The organism is Brachybacterium netajii (SeqCode), assembly GCF_054114245.1.
This window is the reverse complement of the sequence record NZ_JBSYXB010000006.1, coordinates 25,064-51,156: the sequence shown is the minus strand read 5'-3', so window position 1 is coordinate 51,156 and position 26,093 is coordinate 25,064. Positions and strand designations below refer to the sequence as shown.

Sequence of the window (26,093 nt, the reverse complement as noted above, 5' to 3'; positions counted from 1 at the left end):
CGTCCCCAGCCGGGCGTCCGGCCTTCCGTCTCCCCTTCCCGCCTGATCGACTGGGCATGGAGCGGCAGCACGGCGGGAGCGGGGACGGGATGACGCAGCAGCGAGCGGGCAGGGGACGGACCGGCGACCGTCCCCAGGCGGAGAAGGCCGACGCATCGGGCGCCGGACCGGCCGCCAGCCCGGCCGCGGAGCCGGCGGATCAGGAGGAGGCCGAGCATCTCGGCGAGCGCATCCGCGCCCAGGCATCGCAGATCGCCGAGGCGACCTGCGCCCTGCTCCTGGCGGTCGCCGAGTTCGACGAGCGTCGCGCCTCCGAGCGCTTCGTCGGCATGAAATCGACCGCCCACTGGCTGGCATGGACCTGTTCGATGTCCCCGGGGACCGCGCGCGAGCATGTCCGCGTCGCGCGCGTCCTGCCGGGCATGCCACGCACTCTCGAGGAGTTCGCCGCCGGGCGCCTGTCCTACTCGAAGGTGCGGGAGATGACCCGCCTCGCCGACGAGGTCGATGAGGACGTCCTGGTGGAGATGGCGCAGGAGATGACTGCCGCGCAGCTCGCGCGCACCGTCTCCGCCGTTCGTGCGGCCGACGGCACCCACGAGGATCAGGACACTGCTCGCCGCGCCTCCTGGTCGGTCCGGGAGGACGGCATGGTCGAGGTCCGCGCGCTCCTGCCGACGGAGGTCGGCGCGGAGGTGATCGCCGCGCTCGAGCTCGCTCTCGCGCGCGAGGGCACCGAGGCCGACTCCGGTCAGGCCCCGGTGCCGTCGGCCGAGAGCACCGACGAGCAGGACGCCCTCCTCACCCTCGAGCTCTCCCCCGCGCAGCGCCGGGCCGATGCGCTCGCCGACGTCGCCCGCGGCTATCTCGCGGCGGAGCCCGACGACCGCACCGGCGAGGACCGCCAACTGGTCCTCGTCCAGGTCGACCGCGGCGCGCTCGAGCGCCGGGACGTTCCCGCGGGAACGCCTCCGTCCGACGTTCCCGCGGGAACGTCCTCCCTGTCGGCGACGTCCCTGCCCCTCGCAGGCGTCGTCGGCGGCGGGAGCATCGAACCCCGGACCGCCGAGCGTCTGGCCTGCACAGGCAGAGTTGCGCTGGTCATCCGTTCCGACGACGGCGAGGTCCTGCACCTGGGGCGCGCTCGTCGGCTCGCCTCCCGCGCCCAGCGCCGGGCCCTGCGCCTGCGGGACCGCGCCTGCGTCTTCCCCGGCTGCCATCAGACCCGCCGCCTGGACGCGCACCATACGGTGCCGTGGTCGCAGGGCGGCCCGACGGACATCGAGGGTCTCGCGCTGCTGTGCCGGCGCCACCACGTCATCGTCCACGAGGGCGGGCTACACCTGCGCCGGATCGACCGTCCGGGAGCCGGTTCGGCGGCCCGGCCGCTGCTGCCCCGGTTCGACGTCGTCGACGAGGAGGGGCAGAGCGTGCGGGTGCGCTGGCCCGCGATGCTCGAGGCCGTACGCCTCACCCCCGCGACACCGGAGACGGTCGCCCGACGAGCCGGCTCCATGCCGGAGCAGCTGACGATCGATGAAAGCATCGATATCCCGGATCACAGCCTCGGCTCAGTTCCGAGGCTCCCGCTGCCCGGGCCCGGGTTCCGCCTCGCCGACTGCGCGGATGCACTCCTGCAGACGGTTCGGCTCGCGGAGCCGAGCACAGGGCCGAGCGCAGGGCCGAGCGCAGGGCCGAGCGCGGAACGAGTCGAGGATCAGCCGCAGGCCGCATGAGTCCCTGCGCACGCGCGGGCGCTCTTCCCGCTCCCGCGCCCTCGGCCCGCTCTAGACTCGACGTCCGTGAACCGCGCTCCGTCCTCCCCCTCGCCCCGGCACTCCGCAGCCCCCGCAGCCCCCGCGACCGCCGCAGCCCCCGCCCCCACGGCTCCGCCGCGACGCATCGTGCTGCTGGCGGGACCCTCCGGGAGCGGGAAGGGCGAGCTCTGCCGACGCTCCGGGCTGCCGACGGTCGCGCTCGACGAGTTCTACCGCGACCAGGACGACCCCGGCCTCCCGCGCCGCTTCGGGATCGTCGACTGGGACGATCCGGGATCATGGAACATCGGGGCGGCCCTCGAGGCTCTCACCGCGATCGCCCATGAGGGGGTCGCCGAGATCCCCGTCTACTCCATCCCGCTCTCGCGTCGGACGGGCACGACGGTGCTCGAGGCCGGGGAGGCGCCGCTGATCATCGCCGAGGGGATCTTCGCCGCGGAGCTCATCGCGCCCCTGCGCGCGGCCGGGCTCCTCGCCGACGCGATCGTCCTCGAGCGCCCTGTGCCGCTGGTCTTCTCCCTGCGCCTCGCCCGGGATCTGCGCGAAGGGCGCAAGCCTCCGCTGACGCTCGTGCGTCGGGGGCTCGGGCTCGCCGGGGATCAGCGGGCCGACGCCGCGCGCTGGTGCCGGGCGGGGATGCGCACCACCGGGCTGCGCTCCGGCGTGCGCGAGCTCCAGGCCCTGTCCTCGCATGCGATCGCCGACGCCCGGATCCGTTCCGTCGGCGCCGCCGTCCAGGTCCTGCGGATCACGGCCGTGTGCTTCCTGCGCGAGGGGGCCGACGGGACCGAGCTGCTCGCGGTCCGCAAGCGCGGCACCGGCTCCTATATGCAGGTCGGCGGGAAGCTGGAGCCCGGGGAGAGCCCGCTCGAGGCGGCGATCCGCGAGGTCGAGGAGGAGATCGGTGTGCGTCTGGAGCCGGCGGACCTCTCCCCCGTCGGCGACTTCGAAGCGGTCGCCGCGAACGAGCCCGGCATTATCGTCCGCTCGACGGTGTTCCGCACCCGGCGAGCGCTGCCCGACCCCCTCGCGGTGCAGGCCGAGCTCGCCGACCACTGCTGGATCCCGCTCGCCGCCCCGGGCGGCGGGCGGCGCCTGGCCCCGCTCATGGTCGAGCACATCATGCCGGCGCTGCGCGAGCTCTGAGGCCGGGCCCGCAGCACGGCGCCGCGCGGCACGCATCGTGCGCCGCGCGGCGCGCACTCAGGCGATGCGGTCCAGCACGATCCGGCGGGGAGCGGCGGGCGCGGAGACGTCGGCGTCGAGGGTCCAGGCGCCCTCGATGGCGGCGAGGGAGCGGGGGAAGCGCTCCGGGGTGTCGGTGTGGAGGGTCGCGAGGACGTCTCCCGCACGCACCGTCTCCCCGACGACGCGGTGCAGCTCGACGCCGGCCCCGGCCTGCACGGCCTCGCCGGGACGGGAGCGCCCCGCCCCGAGCCGCCAGCCGGCGACGCCGACCTTCATCGCGTCGAGACCGGTGACGACGCCGTCCTCGGTCGCCACCAGCTGCTCGCTGTGCGTCGCGACCGGGAGCGGCGCCGCGGGGTCGCCGCCCTGCGCCGCGATCATCCGGTTCCAGGCGTCCATGGCACGGCCGTCGGCGAGCGCGGCCTCCACATCGGCGTCGGGGCGTCCGGCCGCGGCGAGCATCTCGCGCGCGAGGGCGATCGTCAGCTCGACGACGTCGGCGGGGCCTCCGCCGGCGAGCACCTCGACGCTCTCGCGGACCTCGAGCGCATTGCCCACGGTGCGCCCCAGCGGCGCGGACATGTCCGTCAGCAGGGCGACCGTGCGGACACCGGCGTCGGTGCCGAGATCGACCATGGTGCGGGCGAGCTCCCGGGCGTCGGCCTCGTCGGTCATGAACGCACCGGCGCCGGTCTTCACGTCGAGGGTGAGCGCGGCGGTGCCCTCGGCGATCTTCTTCGACATGATCGAGGAGGCGATCAGCGGGATCGCCTCGACGGTGCCGGTGACGTCGCGCAGGGCGTAGAGCTTCGTGTCGGCCGGGGCGAGGCCGGAGCCGGCCGCGCAGATCACCGCGCCGACGTCCTCGAGCTGGCGCATCATCTCGTCGTTGCTGAGGGCGGCCCGCCAGCCGGGGATCGCCTCGAGCTTGTCGAGGGTGCCGCCGGTGTGCCCGAGCCCGCGGCCCGACAGCTGGGGCACGGCCACGCCGAAGCTCGCGACCAGGGGCGCGAGCGGCAGGGTGATCTTGTCGCCGACACCGCCGGTGGAGTGCTTGTCGGTGGTCGGCTTCGAGAGCGCGGCGAAGTCCATCCGCTCGCCGCTGGCGATCATCGCGGCGGTCCAGCGGGCGATCTCGCGGCGCTCCATGCCGTTGAGGAAGATCGCCATCGCGAGCGCGGACATCTGCTCCTCCGCGACGACGCCGCGGGTGTACGCGTCGACGACCCAGTCGATGTGGTCGTCGCTCAGCGGGGCGCCGTCGCGCTTGGTGCGGATGACGTCGACGGCATCGAAGGGCTCGACGGCGGGGGCGGGTGCCGGGGTGGTCGTGGCGGTCATCGGGGAGCCTCCTGAGCTCGGGCGGTCCGAGGACGGGACCGCCGACGGGCGAACGGGATCGACGGGCGGGATCGACGGGCGGAATCGACGGGCGGGTGTCAGCGGCCGAGGTCGGCGGGGCCGAAGGCCTGCGGGAGGACCTCGGCCATGGTGCGCGGCCCCCCGGGGGTGAGGACGACGAGATCGTCGGCGGCGTGCTCGGAGAGCAGCTGGCGGCAGCGGCCGCAGGGCATGCAGACCTCGCGCTCCTCGCGGCCGAGGGACTCGTCCCCGCCCACGCACACGAAGCGGCGCAGACGTCCGCCGCCCCCGGCGATGAGGTCGCTGATCAGTCCGCATTCGGCGCACAGCGTGACCCCGTACCCGGCGTTCTCGACGTTGCAGCCGCGCACGATGCGACCGTCGTCGGCGAGCGCGGCCGCGCCCACCCGGTACCGGGAGTAGGGCGTGTACGCGCGCTCGGCGATATCGCGGGCGATCGCGAGCAGCTCGTCGAATCCGTCGGCGGTCCCGGACAGGCCTGCGGTCTCGAGCAACCTGGGGTCCTCGCTCACTGCTTGACGTAGGGGACGCCGTCGGCGGCGGGGACGCGCACGCGGCCCACGACGCCGGCCACCGCAAACAGGGTCACGATGTACGGGAGCATCAGCAGGAACTGGCTGGGGACGTCCGCGCCGGAGCCGGCGGGGAGCGTGCCCATCCGCAGCTGGAGCGCGTCGGCGAAGGCGAACAGCAGCGCCGCCAGCAGCGCCCCGACCGGGTGGTAGCGGCCGAGGATCATCGCGGCGAGGGCGATGTACCCCTTGCCGGCGCTCATCTCCTCGCCGAAGGCGACGCCGGTGCCGATCGTCAGGGTCGCGCCGCCGAGGCCGGCGACCGCGGAGCCCAGCAGGACGTTGGACCAGCGGGTGCGGTTGACGTCGATGCCGACGGTGTCGGCCGCGCGCGGATGCTCGCCGACGGCGCGGACCCGCAGGCCCCAGCGGGTGCGGAAGAGCGCGACGGTCAGGACCACCACGATGATCCACATGAGGTAGACCAGCACGGTCTGCTCGAACAGCACCTGGCCGATCACGGGAAGATCCGCGAGGACGGGGATGCGGATCGTCGGCAGGCGCAGCGGACGGTTGAACATCGCCGCGTTCTGCTTCATCACGGAGCCGAAGAAGAAGCTGGTCAGGCCGATGACGAAGACGTTCAGCACGACGCCGACGATGATCTGCTGCACGCGATAGGTGATCGCGAAGAGCGCCAGCAGCGCCCCGACGAGCAGGGCGAGGACGGGCGCGGCGACGAGCCCCGCCCAGGCGCTGCCGACCATCGAGCCGACGAGGACCGCCCCGAAGGCGCCGAACAGCAGCTGGCCCTCGATCGCGATGTTGATGACGCCGGCGCGCTCCGAGAGGACGCCGGAGAGGGCGCCGAAGGTGAGCGGGACCGCGAGGACCATCATCGTCTGCAGCAGGGAGCCGATGTCGACGACGGCGCCGTTGAACGCCCAGGACAGGAACGAGAGGATCCACAGCAGGCCGAAGACGGCGATCAGCGCGGTGCGCCAGCGCTTCCCCAGCGGCAGCGTGCAGGCGCCGACGATCCACAGCGCGACGGCGATGAGCAGGCACAGCACGGCGAGGACGAGCGAGGTCCCTGCGGAGCCCAGCGTGATGTCCCCGGGCATGATCCCGCCGGGGTTGAGGTCCCCGTCCTTGGCGATGCGGAAGGTGGTGCTCGGACCGGACTCGGCGAGCAGGCCGAAGACGACGAGCGCCAGCAGCGCGAGCACGCTGAGTCCGGTCGGCAGCTTCCACCAGCCGGGGGCCTGCTCGAGGGTGCGCGGGGCGCCGCCCGCGGGGGCCGGGGCGACGGGGCTCTCCTGGATCGCGGCGCTCATGCTCCCGCTCCCTTCTCGGCGTCGTCGGCGCCGTGGTCTCCGCCGGCGCGGGGGCCGCCGTCGAGGTCGTCGTCGGGCCCGTCGTCGGAGTCGTCATCGGACGGATCCTGCGGATCGGCCGTCGCCGTCGGGGTCGACGCGGTCGACGCGGTCGTCGGGGCGGCAGCCTTGGCGCGACGGGGGCGAACGGCACCGGGGGTGTCGACCCGTCGCAGGCCGATGAGGGTGCGCACGAGCGGCGGGGCCGCGATGAACAGCACCACGAGCGCCTGGATCACCTGGACGAGGTCGATCGGCACGCCCTGCGAGGTCTCCATGAAGCGACCGCCCGTGGACAGCCCCGCGAAGAGGATGCCGGCGAGCAGGATGCCGACCGGCCCGGAGCGCCCGAGGAGGGCGACGGTGATGGCGTCGAAGCCGATGGAGCCGGCGATCGAGCCGGTCAGGCGATGCTCGGTGCCGAGCACATGGGCGGCGCCGGCGAGGCCGACGAGCGCGCCGGCGACGAACATGACGCCGATGGTGCTGCGTCCGAGGTCGATGCCGGCGACCTCCGCGGCGCGCGGGTTCGAGCCGACGGCGCGGAAGCGGAAGCCCAGCGTCGAACGGTTCATGAGCCACCACAGGAACACCACGGAGGCGAGCGCGAGGATCAGGCCCGCGTGCAGGCGGTAGCCGGAGCCCGCCAGCAGGGGCAGGCGGGCGGTGGCGGAGACCGCCGGGGACGTCGGCTGCGCCTGGTTCGCGCCGGTGAAGGCGGAGGTCGTCAGCGCGAACGCGAGGCCGTAGGTGGCGATCCAGTTGAGCATGATCGTGGAGATCACCTCGTTGGCGCCGAAGCGGGCCTTGAGGAAGCCGGCGATGCCGCCGTAGACGCCGCCGGCGAGGATCGCGCCGACCAGGCACACGAGCAGGTGCAGGCCGTAGGGCAGGTCGAGGGTGAAGCCGAGGTAGCCGGCGACGGTGGCGCCGACGATCAGCTGGCCCGCGCCGCCGATGTTGAACAGGCCGGAGCGGAAGGAGACCGCCATGCCGACCGAGGCGATGATCAGCGGGGTCGCGACCGTGAGGGTCTCCAGCAGCGGCTTGATGCCGCGCGCGAAGGCGGGCCCGAGCACGTAGAGGCCGCTGCCTCCGCGCTCGCGGACCCCGTCGGCGACCGTCGAGGCCGCACTGTAGTCGAAGACGGCGCCGCGGAACATCGCCGTGTAGGCGTCGACGATCGCGTGGTAGGAGGCGGAGAAGGTGTCCGACGGCCGGGCGAAGAAGTAGCCGGCGGCCGTGCGGACGCCCTGGTCGGAGACGAGGATCAGGATCGATCCGATGATGAACGCGAACACGAACGCCATCACGACGACCAGGACGTTGCCGCGGGCGATGCGCTCGGCGAGCGAGCGGGTGTCGGCAGAGCGCTTCGCGACGCCCTCGGTGCCGGGGTCGCCGGGCTGGACGGCGGTGCCGGGGGCGACGGCGCGCGCCGCCCCGTCGGTCGTCTCGCTCATGCGATCTCTCCTTCGTCGGCGAGCTGGGAGTCGGTGGTGCGGGCGCCGGCGGCGACGGCCTCGCGCGCCGCCTCGACCGTGTACCCGGCCATCATCAGGCCCAGCACGTCGCGGTCCTCGTCGGCCGGGACGATGCCGAGGATCGCGCCCCGGTACATCACCGCGATGCGGTCGGAGAGCTGCACGACCTCGTCGAGCTCGGTGGAGACGATGACGACTGGGGTGCCCTTGTCCCGCTCGGCGATGATCCGCCGGTGCAGGAACTCGATGGAGCCGACGTCGACGCCGCGGGTGGGCTGCGAGGCGATCAGCAGCGAGAGCTCGCGGCCGAGCGCGCGCGCCATGACGACCTTCTGCTGGTTGCCGCCGGAGAGCGTCGAGACGTGGTCGTCGATCGAGCCGGTGCGCACGTCGTACTCGGCGACGTCCTCGAGCGCCCGCTGGCGGATCGCCCCCGGGCGCAGCGAGAGGCGCGAGCCGAAGGGCCGACGATGATGCTGGTCGAGCACGAGGTTCTCGGCGACGGTGAAGTCGGGGATGAGGGCGTCGTGGGTGCGGTCCTCGGGGACGAAGCCGACGCCCGCGTCGAGGATCTGGCGGGTGCTGCGGCCGACGAGCTCCTCGCCGTCGAGCAGGATGGACCCCTTGAGACCGTGCTGGAGCCCCAGCAGGGCCTCGGTGAGCTCCGTCTGCCCGTTGCCCTGGACCCCGGCGATGCCGAGGACCTCGCCGCGGCGGACCTCGAGGTCGACGTCGTCGAGCAGGATGGTGCCCGCCTCGTCGGCGACGCTCAGCCCGGAGATCCGCAGGGCGACGTCGCCGGGGGCGGCGGGCTCCTTCTCGAGCTCGAGGGCGACGGCGCGCCCGACCATCAGCGAGGCGAGCTCGGTCTGGTCGGCCGACGGGTCGGCCGTGCCGACGACCTTCCCGCGGCGGATCACCGTGATGCGGTCCGCGACGGCCTTGACCTCGCGCAGCTTGTGGGTGATGAACACGATCGAGGTGCCCTCGTCGCGCAGCTGGCGCATGATCGCCATGAGCTCGTCGGTCTCGTGCGGGGTCAGCACGGCCGTCGGCTCGTCGAGCACGAGGATCTCGGCGCGGCGCGACAGCGCCTTGATGATCTCCACGCGCTGCTGGGCGCCGACCGGGAGGTCCTCGACGACGGCGTCGGGGTCCAGCTCGAAGCCGAAGCGCTCGGAGATCTCCCGCACCGTCCGCCGGGCGGTCGCGAGATCGAGGAGGCCGAAGGAGGTGTGCTCGTGGCCGAGCATCACGTTCTCGGCGACGGTGAACGGGGGCACCAGCATGAAGTGCTGGTGGACCATGCCGATGCCGGCGCGCATGGCGTCGCCGGGGCCGCCGAAGCGGACCGGACGGTCGTCCAGCAGGATCTCTCCGCCGTCGGGCCGGTACAGCCCGTACAGGACATTCATCAGGGTGGACTTCCCGGCGCCGTTCTCGCCCAGGAGGCTGTGGATCTCGCCGGGCTCGACCACCAGGTCGATCGCGTCGTTGGCCACGAAGGTGCCGAACACCTTCGTGATCCCTCGGAGCTCGAGCTTCACGCGTGCTCTTCTCTACGTCGGGTCAGGGAGCGGGATGCCGCGGAACCGCCCGGACCGGGCGCGGGGTCGGGCGGCACCGCGCTGGGTGCCGCCCGACCCCGACGGCCGGATCCGGAGGATTCCGGGAGCGGATCTCAGAGGTCCCCTGAGGATCTCAGAGGCCCTCTGGGGTTCTCAGAGGTTCTGCGGCGAGGCGTCGGACTCGACGACCAGATCCCCGGAGATGATGTCCGCGCGGAGCTGGTCGAGCTCGGCCTGGAGCTCGTCCGAGACCTTCGACTCGAGGTCATGGTACGGCGCGAGATCCACGCCGCCGTTCTCCAGCGTGCCGATGTAGGGCTCGTTGTCGAAGTCGCCCGAATGGGCGGCCGTGGTGACGTCCTCGACGGCCGGACCGATGCCCTTCATGACCGAGGTGAGGATCAGCGGGGTGGCCTCGGCGTCGTCGACGGACTCGTAGCCGTCGGAGTCGACCCAGATGACGTAGCGGCCGTCGGCCTCCTTGGCGGAGGCGAGGGTGCCGGAGCCGACGGGGCCGGCGACCGGCATGACGATGTCGGCGCCCTGCGAGTAGAAGGTGTCCGAGAGGGCCTTGCCCTTGGCCTGGTCCTCGAAGTCGCCGGTGAAGGAGCCCTGCTGGTTCTCCTTGTCCCAGCCCAGCAGCGCGACGTCGGTGCCGTGGGCCTCGTTGTAGGCGTCGACGCCGTCGGCGAAGCCGTCCATGAAGATGGTGACGGTCGGGATCTGCAGACCGCCGTAGGTGGCGACCGTGCCGGTCTCGGTGGTGCCGGCCGCGAGGTAGCCGGCGAGGAACGCGGCCTGGGCGGTGTCGAAGGACAGCGGCTTGACGTTGTCGACCTCGATCGCGTTGCCGTCCTCGTCCTGCGCGGTCGAGTCGATGATCGCAAACTCGACGTCGGGGTTGGCCGCGGCCTGCGAGCCGGTCGCCGGCGCGAGCAGGAAGCCGACGGTGAAGATCAGGTTGCAGTCCTGGGAGACCAGGTTGTCGATGTTCGTGATGAACTGCGAGTTGTCGGTGGACTGCGCGGTCGCCGTCTCGATGCCGAGGGTCGAGGCCGCCGCCTCGAGGCCCTCGTGGCCCGACTGGTTGAAGGACTTGTCGTCGAAGCCGCCGGAGTCCGAGACCATGCAGGCCTTGAAGTCCGAGCTGGTGCCGCCGGCGTCGCTGCCCGCGGAGGTGGACTCCTCGGGGGCGGTGCCGCAGGCGGCCAGGGCGAGGACGCCGACGCCGGCGAGGGCGGCGGCACGCGTGATGCTCTTCATGGGTTCCTCCGGATCGATGGGGCCGCGCGCCCCCGGATCGCGGGGGTCGACGAGTCGCGGTCCATCGGACTGTATCCGTCCGTTCACATCCTCCCCGCCTCACGGGAGGGCATGTTCATGAACCGTTATGAACTCGGAAGAATCGACGGTCCCGCACGGCGGGATCGGAGCACCCGGAGCGCTCGGGCCGTTCAGATCGTTCAGACGACGAGATCGCGCTGCAGGCAGGCCGAGGCGAGGACCGCGGCCCCGTGCCCGATCGCGCGCTCGTCGATCATGAGGTTGCCCATGTGCAGGTCGTAGGTGCGCCCGCCCGGCGTGCGGGTGCCCAGTCGCGCGAGCGCACCGGGGACCTTCTCGAGGTACCAGGCGAAGTCCTCGCCGCCGAGGGACTGGGCGGTGGGGTCGACGTTCTCGCGCCCCAGCACGCTCGAGGCGGCCGCATCGAGGACGCCGACGGAGACCGCCGCGTTGGACACCGGCGGCACTCCGCGGTCGTGGCTGACCCTGGCCTCGACGCCCCACGGGCGCACGAGGTCGGCGAGGACCTCCTCGAGCAGCTCCTCGGCCTGGTCCCAGGCGTCGTGGTCGAGGCAGCGCAGCGTCCCCTCGAGCGTGCCCGAGCTGGGGATCGCGTTGAAGGCGGAGCCGGCGTGGATGCTGCCCCAGGTCAGGTTCACGCCCGAGCGCGGGTCCATGCGACGGGTCAGCGCGGCCGGCAGCTGCGTGGCGATCGACCCGAGCGCGTAGACGAGGTCCTGCGTGAGATGCGGCCGCGAGGTGTGCCCGCCCGCGCCGCGCACCTGGATCTTCACCGGATCGGTCGCCGAGGTGATGGGGCCGACCTTGAGGCCGACGTGGCCGACGTCCACCCCCGGGTCGCAGTGCAGGGCGAAGATCGAGTCGACGTCGTCGACCACGCCCTCGGCGATCATCTCGAGCGCTCCGCAGGGGTGCTTCTCCTCGGAGGGCTGGAAGACCAGACGCACTCCCCGCCGCAGGGCGCCGGCGTCGGCCACCCGCACGAGGGCCATGGCCGCGCCCACGACCGTGCTCATGTGCACGTCGTGCCCGCAGGAGTGGGAGACGCCCTCGACCGTCGAGCGAAAGGCGACGGAGGAGAGCTCGGGGATGCCCAGCGCGTCCATGTCCGCCCGCAGCGCGACGGGCTTCAGGCTCGGATCGCTGCCCGGGATGTCGCAGATCAGGCCCGTGCGCGGCATGCGCTGCGGGGCGAGGCCCAGGGCCTCGAGCTGCGCGACGATGAAGTCGGTGGTCGCGAACTCCTCGTGCGAGAGCTCGGGATGGCGGTGGAGGTGGCGGCGCACCTCCCGCAGCGGCAGGGCCTGCTCCCGGATCGTCCGCACGATGAGGCCGTCGGGGCCGAGCATCGCGGCCGCGGCGACCTGCTCCGGGTCACGGGCATCGGCGAGCGTCCGCGCCGTCGCCCCTCCCGACATCGTCTGCTGGGCCTGCTCCACCTGTCCACTTCCGTCCTGCGTCCGATCGGCCGGGCGCGATGCCGTGCTGTCCGCGGCGCCCGGGGCCGAGGGTCAGCGCAGGCGGCCCAGTCCCCGTCCGTCGAGGGAGGCCACGAGGGACGAGAGGTCCTGTGCGGCGTCGTCGGCGAGCACCAGGAGGACCTCGGGCGTGTCCACCACGCTGATCCCCTCGACGCCCACGAGGGCGATGCGGCGATCCCCGGAACCGTACACCGTGGCCCGGGCGTCGACAGCATCGACCTCGGCGCTTCCCAGCACCCGGACGTCCGAGGCGCCGCCCGCGGCCGACGTCGCCGGCCCGACGAGGTCCCCCGCCGCCGCGCTGCGCAGCTGCCGGGCGAGCGCCGCGAAGTCGCCCACGTCATCCCAGTCGAAGGACGCGGGCACCACGGCGACCCGGCCGCGCGCGGCGAGCGGCTCGGCGAGCGCATGGTCGATCGCGATCGCGGTGAGCGTCGGCCAGACCCGCTCGAGGACCTCGGTGCCGGAGCCCGCGTCGGCCGCCAGCGCGGAGGCGATCTCCCGGACGCCCGCGGCGAGCGAGGGGATCTGCTCGGCGAGGTCGTCCAGCAGCGTGCGGGCGCGCACGACGAACATGCCGGCGTTCCACAGGAACCGGCCGGTCGCGAGGAACTCCTCGGCCTGCTCGCGCGCGGGCTTCTCGACGAAGCGCGCGACGGGCAGGGCCCCGCCGGGCAGGGCCCCGTCGGACGGAGCATCGGACGCGGTGCCGTCCGCTGGATCCGCCGGCGCCGTCGTCTCGGAGCGCTCGATGTAGCCGAAGCCCGTCGCCGGATGCGTCGGCTCGACGCCGATGGTCACCAGATAGCCCTGCTCGGCGGCCTCGCGGGCACGATCCACGGCGGCGCGGAAGCCCTCGGCGTCGGCGATCAGATGGTCGGCGGCGAAGGAGCCGATCACCGCATCGGGGTGCTCGCTCTCGACGATCGCGGCGGCGAGCGCGATGGCGGGCATCGAGTTGCGCGGGGACGGCTCGACGACGACGCGGGCACGGTCCCCCGCCTGCTCGCGCACGGCGTCGGCGTGCGCGGTCCCGGTGACGACGATCGGGAGGGCCCCGGCGAGGGGGCCGACGCGCTCGACGGTGCCCTCGAGCAGCGAGGAGCCGGTGCCGAGGAGGTCCAGCAGGAACTTCGGGCGCTCACGCCGGGAGAGGGGCCACAGGCGAGTGCCCGAGCCTCCGGCGGGGATGACGGGGACGAAGGGGGCGCGGGTCATGGTCCTCACACTATCCAACGCACGGGACGCTGCGACGGGCCATCCGCAGGCGGTTCATCAGCAGTCCCCTCCGACGTTCCCCCCGGCCGCCTCCCCGCCGCCTACTCGGCGGTCTCCTCGGCTGACTCCCCCGCCGACGGTGCACAGAACGTGCACGTCATGGTGCTACGCTGACGGGGTCCCCGTCGGGGGCGATGATGATGTCGCCGCGTCGTGAACCGATCCTCCTCGTGGGTGCCCCACCTGCGACGCCGGACGGTCCGCGCCGGGTTCCGGTGCTGTTCCCCAGCACGTCGGCGTCTGCTCACCTGCCCACCGGCGCCATCCCGTCGCTTCTGGAGGAACTCCGTGGCATCCGCCCAATCCGGGACGCTCTATCGCGGCCGCGAGGGCATGTGGTCCTGGGTGGCCCATCGCATCTCAGGAATGCTCATCTTCCTGTTCCTGCTCGTCCACGTCCTGGACACCGCGCTCGTGCGCGTGTCCCCCGAGGCGTACAACGAGGTCATCGGCCACTACAAGACGGTGGTCTTCGGTCTCGGCGAGATCGGACTGGTCGCCGCCATCTGCTTCCACGCGCTCAACGGCCTGCGCATCATCCTCGTGGACTTCTGGTCGAAGGGCACCGCGCATCAGCGCGGCCTCTTCTGGGGAGTCGTCGTCGTCTGGGCCCTGCTCATGATCGGCTTCGTCCCCCGCCAGCTCATGCACATGTTCGGAGCCTGATCATGACCGCGAAGACCACCCCCTCCCCTGCCATCCCGGACCCCACGACCCGCTATCGCCGGACCGGCCTGCGCGGCCCCAACGTCGAGATGCTCTCGTGGATGTTCATGCGCGCCTCCGGCGTCCTGCTCGTGATCCTCGTGTTCGGCCACCTGTTCGTGAACCTGTGGCTCGGCGAGGGCGTCCAGGGCATCGACTTCGCCTTCGTCGCCGGCAAGTGGGCCAGCCCCTTCTGGCAGGTCTGGGACCTGCTGATGCTGTGGCTCGGCCTCATCCACGGCGCCAACGGCGTGCGCACGATCATCAACGACTATGCGCGCGGACCGCGGCTGCGGCTCGGGCTCAAGGCCCTCCTGTACCTCGCGGTGATCGTCACGATCGTCCTCGGCACCCTCGTGATCTTCACCTTCTCCCCGTGCCCGCCCGGCGCTGATCCGAGCCTCCTGCCGTCCATCTGCAAGGGCTGAGCCCGCGGGCCCACCGGCCCGCGGCGCGCCCGCAGACCCTCTCCTCCCGGCCACCCCGAAACGGAGCAACGACCTCACATGCAGACCCATACCTACGACGTGGTGATCGTCGGCGCCGGCGGCGCCGGGATGCGCGCCGCCCTCGAGTCCTCGAAGCGCGCCCGCACCGCCGTCGTCACGAAGCTCTACCCCACCCGCTCCCACACCGGCGCGGCCCAGGGCGGCATGTGCGCCGCCCTCGCCAACGTCGAGGAGGACAACTGGGAGTGGCACACCTATGACACCGTCAAGGGCGGCGACTACCTGGTGGACCAGGACGCCGCCGAGGTCATGGCCAAGGAGGCCATCGACGCGGTGCTCGACCTGGAGAAGATGGGGCTGCCCTTCAACCGCACGCCCGAGGGGCGCATCGACCAGCGCCGCTTCGGCGGGCACACCCGCGAGCACGGCGAGGCGCCCGTGCGCCGCGCCTGCTACGCCGCGGACCGCACCGGCCACATGATCCTCCAGACGCTCTACCAGAACTGCGTGAAGCAGCAGGTGGAGTTCTTCAACGAGTACTACGTGCTCGACGTCCTCATGACCGGCGATCCCCGCACCGACGAGGGCGTCCGCGCCGCCGGCGTGGTCACCTACGAGCTGGCCACCGGCGAGATCCACGTGTTCCGGGCGAAGTCCGTCGTGTTCGCCTCCGGCGGCTTCGGCAAGATCTTCAAGACCACCTCGAACGCCCACACCCTCACGGGCGACGGCCCCGCCATGGCGCTGCGCCGCGGGATCCCGCTCGAGGACATGGAGTTCTTCCAGTTCCATCCGACGGGCCTCGCCGGCCTCGGCATCCTGCTCTCGGAGGCGGCCCGCGGCGAGGGCGCGATCCTGCGCAACGTCAACATGGAGCGCTTCATGGAGCGCTATGCGCCGACGCTGAAGGACCTCGCCCCGCGTGACGTCGTCGCCCGCGCCATGGCCAACGAGGTGCGCGAGGGCCGCGGCTGCGGCCCGAACAAGGACTACGTGTACCTCGACCTGACGCACCTGGAGCCCGCGCACATCGACGCGAAGCTCCCGGACATCACCGAGTTCGCCCGCACCTACCTGGGCGTGGAGCCGTACACCGAGCCCGTCCCGGTCTACCCCACCGCGCACTACGCGATGGGCGGGATCCCGACGAACATCATCGGCGAGGTCTTCCGCAACTCCACCGACACGATCCCCGGCCTGTACGCGGCCGGCGAGACCGCCTGCGTGTCCGTCCACGGCGGCAACCGCCTGGGCACGAACTCGCTGCTCGACATCAACGTCTTCGGACGCCGCGCCGGCATCGCCGCCGCCGAGCATGCCGCCGAGGTCGACCTCGCCGAGATCGACGCCGGCGTCGAGACGCCCACCGTCGAGCTGCTCGAGCGGCTCCGCGACCGCCCCGCCACCGAGGACCGCATCGCCGACATCCGCCGCGACCTGCAGGAGACCATGGACGCCAACGTCCAGGTGTTCCGCACCGACGAGACCTGCCGGAAGGCGCTCGCCGACATCGTGGAGCTCAAGAAGCGCTACGAGACCGTCGCCGTGCAGGACAAGGGCCGTCGCTACAACCTCGATCTGCTCGAGGCCGTCGAGCTCGGGTTCCTGCTGGACCTCGCGGAGACCGTCGCCCTGGGCGCCCTCTACCGCAAGGAGTCCCGCGGCGGCCACTTCCGCGAGGACTACGACAAGCGCGACGACGTCAACTTCCTGCACCACACGATGTACTACCGCACCCGCGAGGGTGAGGAGGGTGCCGAGGGCACCTCGATCCGTCTGGGCACCAAGCCCGTCGTGATCACGCGCTACGAGCCGAAGGAGCGTACGTTCTGATGACCGCCGTCGCCGAGAAGGCCCCGTCGTCCCAGCCCGCCGCGGGCGAGATCCCCAGCTTCCAGGTCACCCTGCGCATCAACCGCTTCGATCCCGAGTCGGAGCAGGGCGCGCACTGGGAGGAGTTCGTCGTCACGATGCACGGCACGGACCGTGTGCTCGACGCCCTCCACGAGGTCAAGTGGCATCAGGACGGCTCGCTGAGCTTCCGCCGCTCCTGCGCGCACGGCGTCTGCGGGTCCGATGCGATGCGGATCAACGGCCGCAACCGCCTCGCCTGCAAGACCCTCCTGAAGGATCTGGACATCTCCAAGCCGATCACCGTCGAGCCCATCAAGGGCCTGCCGGTCGAGAAGGACCTGATCGTCGACATGGAGCCGTTCTTCGACTCCTACCGCGAGGTCATGCCCTTCCTCGTGGCCCACGGCCAGGAGCCGAGCCGCGAGCGCCTGCAGTCCGCCGAGGAGCGTGCGCGCTTCGACGACACCACCAAGTGCATCCTCTGCGCCGCCTGCACGTCCTCGTGCCCGGTGTTCTGGACCGACGGCCAGTACTTCGGCCCGGCGGCGATCGTCAACGCGCATCGCTTCATCTTCGACTCGCGCGACGACGCCGGCGAGCAGCGCCTGGAGATCCTGAACTCCAAGGAGGGCGTGTGGCGCTGCCGCACGACCTTCAACTGCACCGAGGCCTGCCCCCGCGGCATCCAGGTCACCAAGGCCATCGCCGAGGTCAAGCAGGCCGTCATCCGCGGCCGCATCTGACCGAGCCCTGATCCCGGGGTCTGCGGCGTTCCCGCGGGAACGCCGCAGACCCCGCAGACGCGCATCGCCCGCCCGAGTGCACTCGGGCGGGCGATGCGCGTGGCGGCGGGATCCGCGGCCGACGACGGCTCGTCGACCGACGACGCTCGTCGGCCGATGCCCGTCAGGAGTAGGCGACCACCAGCGGTGCGTGGTCGGACCAGCGGGTGTCATAGCTCGGCGCGCGGTCGACCTGCGCGGACACGGCCCGCTCCCCCAGCTCCGGCGTGGTCAGCTGGTAGTCGATGCGCCAGCCCGAGTCGTTGTCGAAGGCCTTCCCGCGCTGCGACCACCAGGTGTACGGACCGGGCACGTCCCCGGCCAGACGCCGCTGGACGTCGACCCAGTCGCCCTCGACGAGCAGGCGATCCAGGTAGGCGCGCTCCTCGGGGAGGAAGCCGGCGGACTTCAGGTTGCCCTTCCAGTTCTTGATGTCGTTGTTGCCGTGGGCGATGTTGAGATCACCGGTGAGGACCACGTGCCGTCCGTCGGCCCGCAGCGCCGCGAGACGCTCCATGGCGGCGTCGAGGAAGGCGTACTTGTCGATCATCGTCTGCGGCTTGTCGACGTTGCCGGAGTGCATGTAGCAGGAGATGACCGTGAGCGTCCTCCCGTCGCCGAGCGGGTCCTCGAGATCCGCTTCGAGCCAGCGCCCGGTGTGCGAGGGCTCGACGGGCTCGGGCAGGCCCGGCAGGCCGCGGCGGGAGCCCTCGAGGTCGATCGCCGCGAGCGAGGTCCGGGCGGCGATCGCGACGCCGGCCCGTCCCTTGAGCTCGGAGGCCTCACCGACGATCGTCCAGCCCTCCCCGACCAGGTCGGCGAGGAGCTCGTCGGGCGCCCGCACCTCCTGCAGGGTGATCACGTCGGCGGAGGTGGACGCGAGCCAGTCGGCCATCCCCTTGCGGGCGGCGGCGCGCAGGCCGTTGACGTTGACGGTGGCGAGGGTGAGAGTCATGGTCGCCAGTATTCCAGGCGCCCCCGACGGCGGGGTCCCGCAGCGGCGCGGGGCCGCCCGGGGTGTCCCCCGGGCGGCCCCGTCGGCCGGTTCCCGCGTCAGCGCGGCGGGCGTCGCGTGCGGTCAGACCGCCGTGCCGATGCCGGCCGCGTGCTCGGCCATCTCGACGACGTTCTGCACGAGCAGCGCGCGCGTCATGGGGCCGACGCCGCCGGGGTTCGGGGAGATCCAGGACGCGATCTCGGCGACCGCCGGGTCGACGTCGCCGACGAGCTTCGCCTTCCCGCCCTCGGGGTCCTCGACCCGCGAGACGCCCACGTCGAGGACGACGGCGCCGGGCTTCACGTCCTCCGGCCGCACCAGATGGGCGACGCCCGCGGCGGCGACGATCACATCGGCCCGGCGCAGATGGGAGGGCAGGTCGACGGTGCCGGTGTGCGTGAGCGTGACGGTCGCGTTGATCTCGCGGCGGGTCAGCAGCGCGCCGATCGAGCGGCCCACGGTGATGCCGCGGCCGACGACCACGACGTCCTTGCCCTTGAGGTCGACGTCATGGCGCAGCAGCAGCTCGACGACGGCCCGCGGGGTGCAGGGCAGCGGGGTGAGGATCGGACGGTTCGCGTTGAGGACCAGCCGACCCAGGTTCGTGGGGTGCAGGCCGTCGGCGTCCTTCGCCGGATCGATGCGCTCGAGGATCGCATCGGTGTCGATGTGCGCGGGGAGCGGGAGCTGCACGATGTAGCCGGTGCATGCCGGGTCCGCGTTGAGCTCGTCGATGACCGCCTCGAGCTCCTCCTGGGTGGTCTCCGCCGGGAGGTGCTGCTGGATCGAGTTCAGGCCGATGAGGGCGCTGTCGCGGTGCTTGCCGCGCACGTAGGCGGCGCTGCCGGGGTCCTCGCCCACGAGGACGGTCGCGAGGCCGGGCTGCGGGTGTCCTGCGGCGACGAGCGCGGACACGCGCTCGGCGAGCTCCGCCTTGATGGTCTTCGCGGTGGCCTTGCCGTCGAGGATCTGAGCGGACATGGCGCTCCTTCCGGGGGTGCTGGGGGCGTGGGGAGACGGAGCGGGGCCCGGCGTCCGCCGGGCCCCGCTGGGGTCGATCAGTACTGCACGAGATCCGCGTAGAGCGGCTTCTTCTCCGCGAGGGCCGCGGTGCGGGCCCGGAGGGACTCGACGTCGGCGCCGCCGGTCAGGGTCAGGGCGATGACCTCGGCGACCTCGGTGAACTCGTCCTTGCCGAAGCCGCGGGTGGCGAGGGCCGGGGTGCCGATGCGCAGGCCCGAGGTGACCCGCGGGGGACGCGGGTCGTTGGGGACCGCGTTGCGGTTCACGGTGATGCCGACCTCGTGGAGGAGGTCCTCGGCCTGCTGGCCGTCGAGCTGGCTGTCGACGAGGTCGACGAGCACCAGGTGCACCTCGGTGCCGCCGGAGATGACCTTCACGCCGGCCGCCTTCGTGTCCTCGGCCTGGAGGCGCTCGGCGATGATCTTCGCACCCTCGAGAGTGCGGGCCTGACGGTCCTTGAAGTCGTCCGTCGCGGCGACCTTGAGCGCCACGGCCTTGGCCGCGATCACATGCATGAGCGGGCCGCCCTGCTGACCGGGGAAGACCGCGGAATCGATCTTCTTCGCCCACTTCTCCTTGCACAGGATCATGCCGGAGCGGGGACCGCCGATGGTCTTGTGGATGGTGGTGGAGACGACGTCCGCGTAGGGGACGGGGCTCGGGTGCAGGCCCGCGGCGACGAGGCCCGCGAAGTGCGCCATGTCGACCCACAGGGCCGCGCCGACCTCGTCGGCGATCTCCCGGAAGGCCGCGAAGTCGAGGTGGCGGGTGTACGCCGACCAGCCGGCGACGATGACCTTCGGCTGGGACTCGAGCGCGAGGGCGCGCACCTTGTCCATGTCGATGAGGCCGGTCTCGGGCTCGGTCTCGTAGGCGACGATGTCGTAGAGGCGCCCGGAGAAGTTGATCTTCATGCCGTGCGTGAGGTGGCCGCCGTGCGCGAGCGAGAGACCCATGAGGGTGTCGCCGGGGCGGGCGAGCGCGTGCATGACCGCGGCGTTGGCCGTGGCGCCGGAGTGCGGCTGGACGTTCACGTGCTCGGCGCCGAAGAGCTCCTTGGCGCGGGCGATCGCGATCTCCTCGGCGACGTCGACCTCTTCGCAGCCTCCGTAGTAGCGGCGGCCGGGGTAACCCTCCGCGTACTTGTTCGTCAGCACGGAGCCCTGCGCCTGCAGGACCGCACGGGGGACGAAGTTCTCGCTGGCGATCATCTCGAGCGTGCGCTGCTGGCGCGCGAGCTCGCGGTCGAGCACGCCGGCGATATCGGGATCGAGATCAGCGATGGACTGGTCGAGGACGTTCACAGGGCCTCCTGCGGAGTCGGGGTGGAGCGGGGTCGTGGCCGCCGCCCCATCCTAGGCGGCGATCAGAGATCGACGCCGAGTCGGACGGGTTCCGGGACGAGTGTGACGCCGAACGCATCGCGGACGCGATCGCGGACGTCGCGGGCGAGGTCGACGATCTCCTCGCTCGTGGCTCCCCCGCGGTTCGTGAGCGCGAGGGAGTGCTTGGTGGAGACCGACGCCGTCGGTCCCAGCGCGTGGCCGCGCTCGACGCCGGCATGGCTGATGAGCCAGGCCGCGCTGGTCTTCACGAGGCCCTCGCCCGCGGGATAGCGGGGGGCGTCCTCGGGCAGACGCTCGGCCTCCGCCGCGGGGACGATCGGGTTCGTGAAGAACGAGCCCGCGGACCAGGTGTCGTGATCGGCGGGATCGAGGACCATGCCCTTCGAGCCGCGGATCCGCAGCACCGCCTCGCGGACCTCCGTCATCGGGGCGCGCGCACCGACCTCGACCCCGAGGACCTCGGCGAGCTGGGCATAGCGGATCGGCGCGGAGAGCCGTCCGATGGTGTGCTGGAAGGTCACGGAGAGCACGACGTAGCGTCCGGTCGCCGACGGCACGGGGCCGTCGAAGCGGGTGCGCTTGAAGACGCTGTCGCGGTAGGAGAAGTCGCAGTCCGCCGCGAAGAAGGTGCGCACGGCGCCCTTCTCGCGGTCCCAGGTGCGGACCCGGGAGATCGTCGAGGCGACCTCCTGGCCGTAGGCGCCGACGTTCTGGATGGGCGTCGCGCCGACGGTCCCGGGGATGCCGGAGAGCGCCTCCACGCCGATCATCTCGCGCGCGATCGCGTACTGGACCGCGCGGTCCCAGCTCACGCCGGCGAAGTGCTCGACGATCGCTCCCCCGCAGGTGGGGTCCAGCGGAGTGAGGTCCGCGGGATCGACGGGGATGCCGTCGGGCTCACCCGACGGGCCGACCTCGCAGGTCGCGTCGAGGCGCGGCGCCTCCCCGGGGTCGCTCAGCAGGACGACGGTGCCGTCGAAGGGCTCGTCGGAGGCGATCAGGTTGGATCCGCCGCCGAGCACCAGCAGCTGCTCCCCCGCCGCGTCCGCGGCGGAGACGGCGTCGATGACCTCCTGCTCGGTGCGTGCTTCGACGAGATGCCGGATCGGCCCGCCGATGCGCAGGGTGGTGAGGTCCGCCAGCCGCGGTCCGCCGGGCAGCGCGAGCCCTCCCATCGGGGCGCTCACGCCTGCGCCGCGGCGGTCGGCAGGGCGATCACGGCGCGCGCCCGGCCGAGCACCTTGGTGCCGTCCACGGTGGCGGTGATGTCCACGCGCGCGGTTCCGGCCGCCTCGTCGACGGCGCCGACGACGGCGACGGCCTCGAGGATCGCCTCGCCCGTGGCGGGCACGGGGATCGGGTTCGTGAAGCGCGTGGAGTACTCGCGCACGAGGGTGGGGTCGCCCAGCTCGTCGAGCAGGCCGGTCACTGCGATGCCCATGGTGAGCATGCCGTGGGCGATGACGCCGGGGAGGCCGGCCTCGGCGGCGACGGCGTCGTTGTAGTGGATGGGGTTGAAGTCCCCGGACGCTCCCGCGTACCGCACGAGGGTGTCGCGCGTGATCCGGTGCTCGCGCCGCGCCAGCTCCTGGCCGGCCTCGAGCGGAAGGGAGAGGGGTGTGACGGTGCTCATGGATGCTCCTGGTGCGGGACGGGTCGGGAGGGGGCGGAGTGCGCTGCGCGGGCCGGGCGGCATGCCTCGGACGCGATGCAGGTCACTCGCCGCGAACGACGAGCATGCTGCGGACGCTCGCGACGGGCTCCCCGTCGGGGTCGGTCATGTCCACGCGTGTGGTGACCATCGCATGCCCGCCGGCCGCACGGACCGACTCGACGGTGAGCGTCGGCACGAGCCGGTCGCCGGCGACGACGGGTCGCTGCAGCGAGAAGGACTCCTCGCCGTGGACCACGCGGGTGAAGTCGATGCCCGCGGCCGGGTCCTCGATGTACTGGGCCTCGGTCTCCTGCGCGAGGGAGACGAGGAACGTGGGCGGCGCCACGACATCTGCATGACCGGCCTCACGGGCCGCCTCGGCGTCCTGGTGAAGCGGGGAGGAGGCCCCCGTCGCGCGCGCGAACTCGACGATCTTCGCCGCGGAGACGATGTGGGTCGCCCCGGCGGGATACGTGCGGCCGGCGAAGGAGGGATCCGGGGTGGAGGTCATGTCTTCTCCCTTGTGCCCGACGCGCGGCCGGGCGATCGTTCGGTCGGACGGGCGGATCGCCCGCCGGTCGGCCGGGCGGATGGTCGACCGCCCTGCTCCAGGATGCACGAAAGGCCACCCGGGTTCACCCCGAGTGGCCTTCCGTATGTTCGCTCGGCCCGATCAGCGGGTCTCGCGGTGCGCCGTCTGCTTGCCGCAGGTCGGGCAGAACTTCGAGAGCTCCAGCCGATCCGGGGTGTTGCGACGGTTCTTCTTCGTGATGTAGTTGCGGGCCTTGCACTCGGTGCAGGCCATGGTGATCTTGGGACGCACGTCAGAGCTCTTGCTCGCCATGGCTCGCCGCCTCTTTCATTCCGAGTGGCATGCTCACCCGCACACCAGAAGGGTCCCCGAACCTGGGGATATGATCTGCACTCCGGACTTGCCGGCGTGGTACCGAGGGCGGGGATCGAACCCGCGACCTCACGATTATGAGTCGTGCGCTCTAACCGTCTGAGCTACCCCGGCGCGATCGATGCAACGGCCCGACCTCTTGCGAGGCCGGGCCGGCATCCATCAGAGCCCTGAAAGGGAATCGAACCCTTGACCTTCTCCTTACCATGGAGATGCTCTGCCGACTGAGCTATCAGGGCACCCGGTAAACCTTACACATTCCCTGCCCAGCGGGCAAATCCTGCGTGGCTCCCGGTGCTTCGGATCACAAGGACCCTCGGCGGTGGCAGATGAGGGATTCGAACCCCCGTAGGCGTAAGCCAGCTGATTTACAGTCAGCTCCCTTTGGCCGCTCGGGTAATCTGCCGGGATGAACGCTCTGGATGGCATCTGACCTGCGGTCTTCTGCCGTCCGAAGCGGACCTGGAACAGCATACGTGCTTCCGGAGCGCGGCGCGAACCAGATCGGCCCGTTCGGCGCGTGACCATGGCCACAGAGACCGAAAGGCCAGGTCACAGGGCATTTTTGTGCTGGCCGGGGCATCATGCTTAGGTCAGTGGACACCGCGAGGAAGGAACCCCCATGGCAGATTCGTCGTTCGACATCGTCAGCAAGCTCGACCGTCAGGAGGTCGACAACGCCGTCAACCAGGCCGTCAAGGAGGTCGGGCAGCGCTACGACTTCCGCAACACCGGCGCCTCCCTGTCCCTGAGCGGGGACGAGATCGTCATGACCGCGAACGCCGAGGAGCGCGTGCTCGCCGTCCTCGACGTCCTGCAGAGCAAGCTGCTGCGCCGCGGGATCTCCCTCAAGGCGATCGAGGTCGGCGAGCCCAAGCAGTCGGGCAAGGAGGTGCGCCTGGCCGCCGCCCTCAAGGAGGGCATCGCGACGGACGAGGCCAAGAAGATCTCCAAGATCATCCGCGATGAGGGCCCCAAGGGCGTCAAGGCGCAGATCCAGGGCGACGAGCTGCGGGTCTCCTCCAAGAGCCGCGACGACCTCCAGGGGGTCATCGCCCTCCTCAAGGGCAAGGACCTCGACGTCGCGCTGCAGTTCATCAACTACCGCTGAGGCCGCGCGGCCGGCCGGCCCGGGCCGGCCCGGGCGCAGAACGCAGGAAGCCCCGATCCCTCAGGGATCGGGGCTTCCTGCGTCGTGCCCGCGGGGCGCCGGCCTGTCCGCTGCGCGGCGGCGCGCCGCCGACGGGCGTGGTCTCAGCCGAGGTTGGACGTACGGTCCTGCTCGTCGGCGTTGGCGGTGAGATCCGTGGACTTCGTGTCCAGCGCGTCGACCAGGGCCTGGACGGCGCCGGTGACGAAGGCGTTCCAGTCCTCCTGGAAGGTGTCGTAATCGGGGCCGATCCACTCGACCCCGTTCACGGTCCCGGTGACGCCGTCGATGGTGTCGAGGATGGTGCGCGATCCCTCGGAGAGGGCCGTCGCGACCTCGCGCCCCTCATCCGAATTCATTCCCTTGAAAGACATGGTTGTTCCCCTCGTGATCTTCTGCGGTGCTGCTGGTGGACGGTGGAGGCGTCGGCGCTCAGGCCGAGGCGTTGCGCTGCGCGGTGGCGTTGGTGCGGCCGCGCTCGGCGAGGTCGCCGCCCTGCTGCGCGAGACGCTGGGCGGCGCCGCCCACCGTGTCGCTGAAGTCGGAGACGAAGCGGTCGCGGTCGTCGCCGGTCCAGTCCAGATCGGTGACCTGCCCCTGCAGCGTCGTGAACAGCTCCTGGATCGTCTCGACCGCGTCATCGATCGACGTGGCCATCTGCTCGACGGCCACAGGGTTCATACCCTTCTTCATGGTGCTTCCTCCATGTCGTTGTCTGCTCCGGTGCCACCCGCGGATCCCGCCCCCGGCGCCTCCCGGCGCCCCTCGCGATGCCCGTTCACCAGGTGATGGGATCAGCCTAGGGAAAGTCCCCGATGCTGGCGATGGGGACAACTCCCCATGCTCCTCCCCATCCCCTGGACGGCGTTTCGTTCCAGGTCAGACAGGGAAACCACGGCGGAGGCCGATGTGGACAACTCGTGCAGGATCAGTTCAGGTCGATGCGCACGGACCCCTGGACGGCGCGGATGATCTCGATCTCCGCGTCCGCGTCCTCGGCGCCGCAGCTGCCGACGATCTCGACGACGTCGGTCGCGATCTCGCCACGGGCGAGCACCGCATAGCGGGCGGCCTGCACGACGGTGGGACGACCGGGCTGGGTGTAGCCGTACTCGCTCGCGATCCAGGTGCGTCCCTCGACCTCGACCTCGCCGGTGCCGATCTCCTCGAGCTCCGGCAGCGCCGCCTTGCGCTGGTCCAGCCCCGCGCGCGCGGACTCGAGCGTGAAGTCCGGACCGTAGCGCTGGACGGTCACGACGACGTTGGCGCGGAAGCGCCCCTCCTCGCGCGGCTGCGCGACCGCCAGCTGCACTCCCGGCACCGTCAGCGGCTCCCACTCCTCGGGGATCTCCAGAGCCACGCGCGGCGGACCGGGGAAGTCCGCGCTCGGATAGGAGATGCTCCTGGCCATGTGTTCGCTCCGTCCGTCCCGGCTGTGACGCCGCTCAAGATATCAGGGAGGCGCCGAGGCCCGGACGGATCCCCCGTCCGGGCCTCGGCGCCTCCGGCCTCCGCAGCGGACCTCAGGAGGAGATGGACTCCTGGTCGGCCGCATTGCGGTCCGCGGTGCCGCCGAGGTCGTCGACCGCGGCGGAGACCTGCTGGATGGCCGGGACCATCTCGCCCGACCACTGCCCGCGGAACCGATCGGCGTCGGGACCGGTCCAGTCGACCTCCTCGAGCCCGGAGGTGAGCTCCTGCTCGATGCGCGTGATCTCCTCGGCGGCGTCGCGCAACTGCTCCGCCATCCGGCGGACCTCCGCGACGTCCATGCCCTTCGCCATGTTCATGGGTTCCCCTCTCTCCTCGGACCTGCTCGGCATCCAGGATGCCGAGGACGTGCTCACTGTAGGGGCTGGAGGCCGGGCGGGCGATG

At 71.8% G+C, this 26,093-nt stretch carries 26 protein-coding genes and 3 tRNA genes; 7 read left to right on the top strand and 22 right to left on the bottom strand.

What is annotated here, in order from left to right:
- Window positions 1-89 precede the first annotated feature (89 nt).
- Both ACXET9_RS11890 and ACXET9_RS11885 read left to right on the top strand, forming a co-directional pair.
- Window positions 90-1,736, top strand: a complete 1,647-nt coding sequence (locus ACXET9_RS11890; RefSeq protein ID WP_457886818.1) for a DUF222 domain-containing protein — start codon at window positions 90-92, stop codon at window positions 1,734-1,736.
- A gap of 66 nt (window positions 1,737-1,802) precedes the next feature.
- Window positions 1,803-2,924, top strand: coding sequence for an NUDIX domain-containing protein (locus ACXET9_RS11885; RefSeq protein ID WP_457886817.1), 1,122 nt, complete (start codon window positions 1,803-1,805; stop codon window positions 2,922-2,924).
- Between the two features lie 57 nt (window positions 2,925-2,981).
- Here the strand turns inward: ACXET9_RS11885 and ACXET9_RS11880 are convergent, their stop codons facing one another.
- From ACXET9_RS11880 to ACXET9_RS11845, 8 genes are all read right to left on the bottom strand, one after another.
- Window positions 2,982-4,307, bottom strand: coding sequence for a thymidine phosphorylase (locus tag ACXET9_RS11880; protein WP_457886815.1), 1,326 nt, complete (start codon window positions 4,305-4,307; stop codon window positions 2,982-2,984).
- Window positions 4,308-4,405: 98 nt separating this feature from the next.
- Window positions 4,406-4,843 (bottom strand): cytidine deaminase, encoded by a 438-nt coding sequence (locus ACXET9_RS11875; RefSeq protein ID WP_457886813.1) that lies wholly within the window; start codon window positions 4,841-4,843, stop codon window positions 4,406-4,408.
- Between the two features lie 14 nt (window positions 4,844-4,857).
- Entirely contained in the window at window positions 4,858-6,198 is a 1,341-nt protein-coding gene (locus ACXET9_RS11870) for an ABC transporter permease (protein WP_457886812.1), read from the bottom strand.
- Complete coding sequence (locus ACXET9_RS11865) at window positions 6,195-7,700, bottom strand: ABC transporter permease (RefSeq protein WP_457886811.1); 1,506 nt, start codon at window positions 7,698-7,700, stop codon at window positions 6,195-6,197. The genes ACXET9_RS11870 and ACXET9_RS11865 overlap by 4 nt, the downstream gene beginning before the upstream one ends.
- Window positions 7,697-9,268 (bottom strand): ABC transporter ATP-binding protein, encoded by a 1,572-nt coding sequence (locus ACXET9_RS11860; protein WP_457886809.1) that lies wholly within the window; start codon window positions 9,266-9,268, stop codon window positions 7,697-7,699. The genes ACXET9_RS11865 and ACXET9_RS11860 overlap by 4 nt, the downstream gene beginning before the upstream one ends.
- Before the next feature lie 174 nt (window positions 9,269-9,442).
- Window positions 9,443-10,552: a BMP family lipoprotein gene (locus tag ACXET9_RS11855; protein ID WP_457886808.1), complete on the bottom strand. Its 1,110-nt coding sequence runs from the start codon at window positions 10,550-10,552 to the stop codon at window positions 9,443-9,445.
- A gap of 200 nt (window positions 10,553-10,752) precedes the next feature.
- Window positions 10,753-12,033, bottom strand: a complete 1,281-nt coding sequence (locus tag ACXET9_RS11850) for a M20 family metallopeptidase (protein WP_457886807.1) — start codon at window positions 12,031-12,033, stop codon at window positions 10,753-10,755.
- A 72-nt stretch (window positions 12,034-12,105) separates the two neighbouring features.
- Window positions 12,106-13,293, bottom strand: a complete 1,188-nt coding sequence (locus ACXET9_RS11845; RefSeq protein WP_457886806.1) for a mannose-1-phosphate guanylyltransferase — start codon at window positions 13,291-13,293, stop codon at window positions 12,106-12,108.
- A 348-nt stretch (window positions 13,294-13,641) separates the two neighbouring features.
- Between ACXET9_RS11845 and sdhC the strand changes: the two genes are divergently transcribed.
- The 4 genes from sdhC (at window position 13,642) to ACXET9_RS11825 (ending at window position 17,104) form a co-directional block, all read left to right on the top strand.
- Window positions 13,642-14,019, top strand: a complete 378-nt coding sequence (gene sdhC, locus ACXET9_RS11840; protein WP_457886805.1) for a succinate dehydrogenase, cytochrome b556 subunit — start codon at window positions 13,642-13,644, stop codon at window positions 14,017-14,019.
- A gap of 2 nt (window positions 14,020-14,021) precedes the next feature.
- On the top strand, window positions 14,022-14,486 hold the full coding sequence (locus ACXET9_RS11835; RefSeq protein ID WP_457886803.1) for a succinate dehydrogenase hydrophobic membrane anchor subunit: 465 nt from the start codon (window positions 14,022-14,024) through the stop codon (window positions 14,484-14,486).
- Window positions 14,487-14,564: 78 nt separating this feature from the next.
- Window positions 14,565-16,340 (top strand): succinate dehydrogenase flavoprotein subunit, encoded by a 1,776-nt coding sequence (gene sdhA / locus ACXET9_RS11830; RefSeq protein ID WP_457886801.1) that lies wholly within the window; start codon window positions 14,565-14,567, stop codon window positions 16,338-16,340.
- The gene (locus ACXET9_RS11825; RefSeq protein ID WP_457886800.1) at window positions 16,340-17,104 is read left to right on the top strand and encodes a succinate dehydrogenase iron-sulfur subunit; all 765 of its coding nucleotides are present in this window, start codon (window positions 16,340-16,342) and stop codon (window positions 17,102-17,104) included. The genes sdhA and ACXET9_RS11825 overlap by 1 nt, the downstream gene beginning before the upstream one ends.
- A gap of 163 nt (window positions 17,105-17,267) precedes the next feature.
- On the opposite strand, the gene ACXET9_RS11820 is transcribed toward ACXET9_RS11825, so the two are convergent.
- From ACXET9_RS11820 to ACXET9_RS11775, 10 genes are all read right to left on the bottom strand, one after another.
- Window positions 17,268-18,098 carry an exodeoxyribonuclease III gene (locus ACXET9_RS11820; RefSeq protein ID WP_457886799.1) on the bottom strand — a complete coding sequence of 277 codons (831 nt, stop codon included), beginning with the start codon at window positions 18,096-18,098 and terminating at the stop codon, window positions 17,268-17,270.
- A 123-nt stretch (window positions 18,099-18,221) separates the two neighbouring features.
- Window positions 18,222-19,121, bottom strand: a complete 900-nt coding sequence (locus ACXET9_RS11815) for a bifunctional methylenetetrahydrofolate dehydrogenase/methenyltetrahydrofolate cyclohydrolase (RefSeq protein ID WP_457886798.1) — start codon at window positions 19,119-19,121, stop codon at window positions 18,222-18,224.
- Window positions 19,122-19,198: 77 nt separating this feature from the next.
- Window positions 19,199-20,467 carry a serine hydroxymethyltransferase gene (gene glyA / locus ACXET9_RS11810; RefSeq protein WP_457886796.1) on the bottom strand — a complete coding sequence of 423 codons (1,269 nt, stop codon included), beginning with the start codon at window positions 20,465-20,467 and terminating at the stop codon, window positions 19,199-19,201.
- Window positions 20,468-20,529: 62 nt separating this feature from the next.
- Complete coding sequence (locus ACXET9_RS11805; protein ID WP_457886931.1) at window positions 20,530-21,684, bottom strand: UDP-N-acetylmuramate dehydrogenase; 1,155 nt, start codon at window positions 21,682-21,684, stop codon at window positions 20,530-20,532.
- An 8-nt stretch (window positions 21,685-21,692) separates the two neighbouring features.
- Window positions 21,693-22,142 carry a MaoC/PaaZ C-terminal domain-containing protein gene (locus ACXET9_RS11800; RefSeq protein WP_457886794.1) on the bottom strand — a complete coding sequence of 150 codons (450 nt, stop codon included), beginning with the start codon at window positions 22,140-22,142 and terminating at the stop codon, window positions 21,693-21,695.
- A gap of 82 nt (window positions 22,143-22,224) precedes the next feature.
- The gene (locus ACXET9_RS11795) at window positions 22,225-22,674 is read right to left on the bottom strand and encodes an FAS1-like dehydratase domain-containing protein (protein ID WP_457886793.1); all 450 of its coding nucleotides are present in this window, start codon (window positions 22,672-22,674) and stop codon (window positions 22,225-22,227) included.
- A gap of 162 nt (window positions 22,675-22,836) precedes the next feature.
- Entirely contained in the window at window positions 22,837-23,007 is a 171-nt protein-coding gene (gene rpmG, locus ACXET9_RS11790; RefSeq protein ID WP_017823818.1) for a 50S ribosomal protein L33, read from the bottom strand.
- Between the two features lie 97 nt (window positions 23,008-23,104).
- Window positions 23,105-23,181 (bottom strand) — tRNA-Met (locus ACXET9_RS11785).
- Between the two features lie 52 nt (window positions 23,182-23,233).
- Window positions 23,234-23,306, bottom strand: a tRNA-Thr gene (locus ACXET9_RS11780).
- An 84-nt stretch (window positions 23,307-23,390) separates the two neighbouring features.
- Window positions 23,391-23,473 (bottom strand) — tRNA-Tyr (locus ACXET9_RS11775).
- A gap of 216 nt (window positions 23,474-23,689) precedes the next feature.
- Here ACXET9_RS11775 and ACXET9_RS11770 point away from each other — a divergent pair.
- Window positions 23,690-24,178, top strand: a complete 489-nt coding sequence (locus ACXET9_RS11770) for a YajQ family cyclic di-GMP-binding protein (protein WP_457886791.1) — start codon at window positions 23,690-23,692, stop codon at window positions 24,176-24,178.
- A gap of 143 nt (window positions 24,179-24,321) precedes the next feature.
- Here ACXET9_RS11770 and ACXET9_RS11765 read toward each other — a convergent pair whose 3' ends face one another.
- From ACXET9_RS11765 to ACXET9_RS11750, 4 genes are all read right to left on the bottom strand, one after another.
- A complete protein-coding gene (locus ACXET9_RS11765; protein WP_457886790.1) occupies window positions 24,322-24,576 on the bottom strand; it encodes a WXG100 family type VII secretion target in 255 nt (84 codons plus the stop codon).
- Between the two features lie 73 nt (window positions 24,577-24,649).
- Entirely contained in the window at window positions 24,650-24,910 is a 261-nt protein-coding gene (locus ACXET9_RS11760) for a hypothetical protein (RefSeq protein WP_457886789.1), read from the bottom strand.
- Window positions 24,911-25,145: 235 nt separating this feature from the next.
- A complete protein-coding gene (locus ACXET9_RS11755; RefSeq protein WP_457886788.1) occupies window positions 25,146-25,628 on the bottom strand; it encodes a hypothetical protein in 483 nt (160 codons plus the stop codon).
- 112 nt (window positions 25,629-25,740) lie between these two features.
- Window positions 25,741-26,007, bottom strand: a complete 267-nt coding sequence (locus tag ACXET9_RS11750) for a hypothetical protein (protein ID WP_457886787.1) — start codon at window positions 26,005-26,007, stop codon at window positions 25,741-25,743.
- Window positions 26,008-26,093 lie beyond the last annotated feature (86 nt).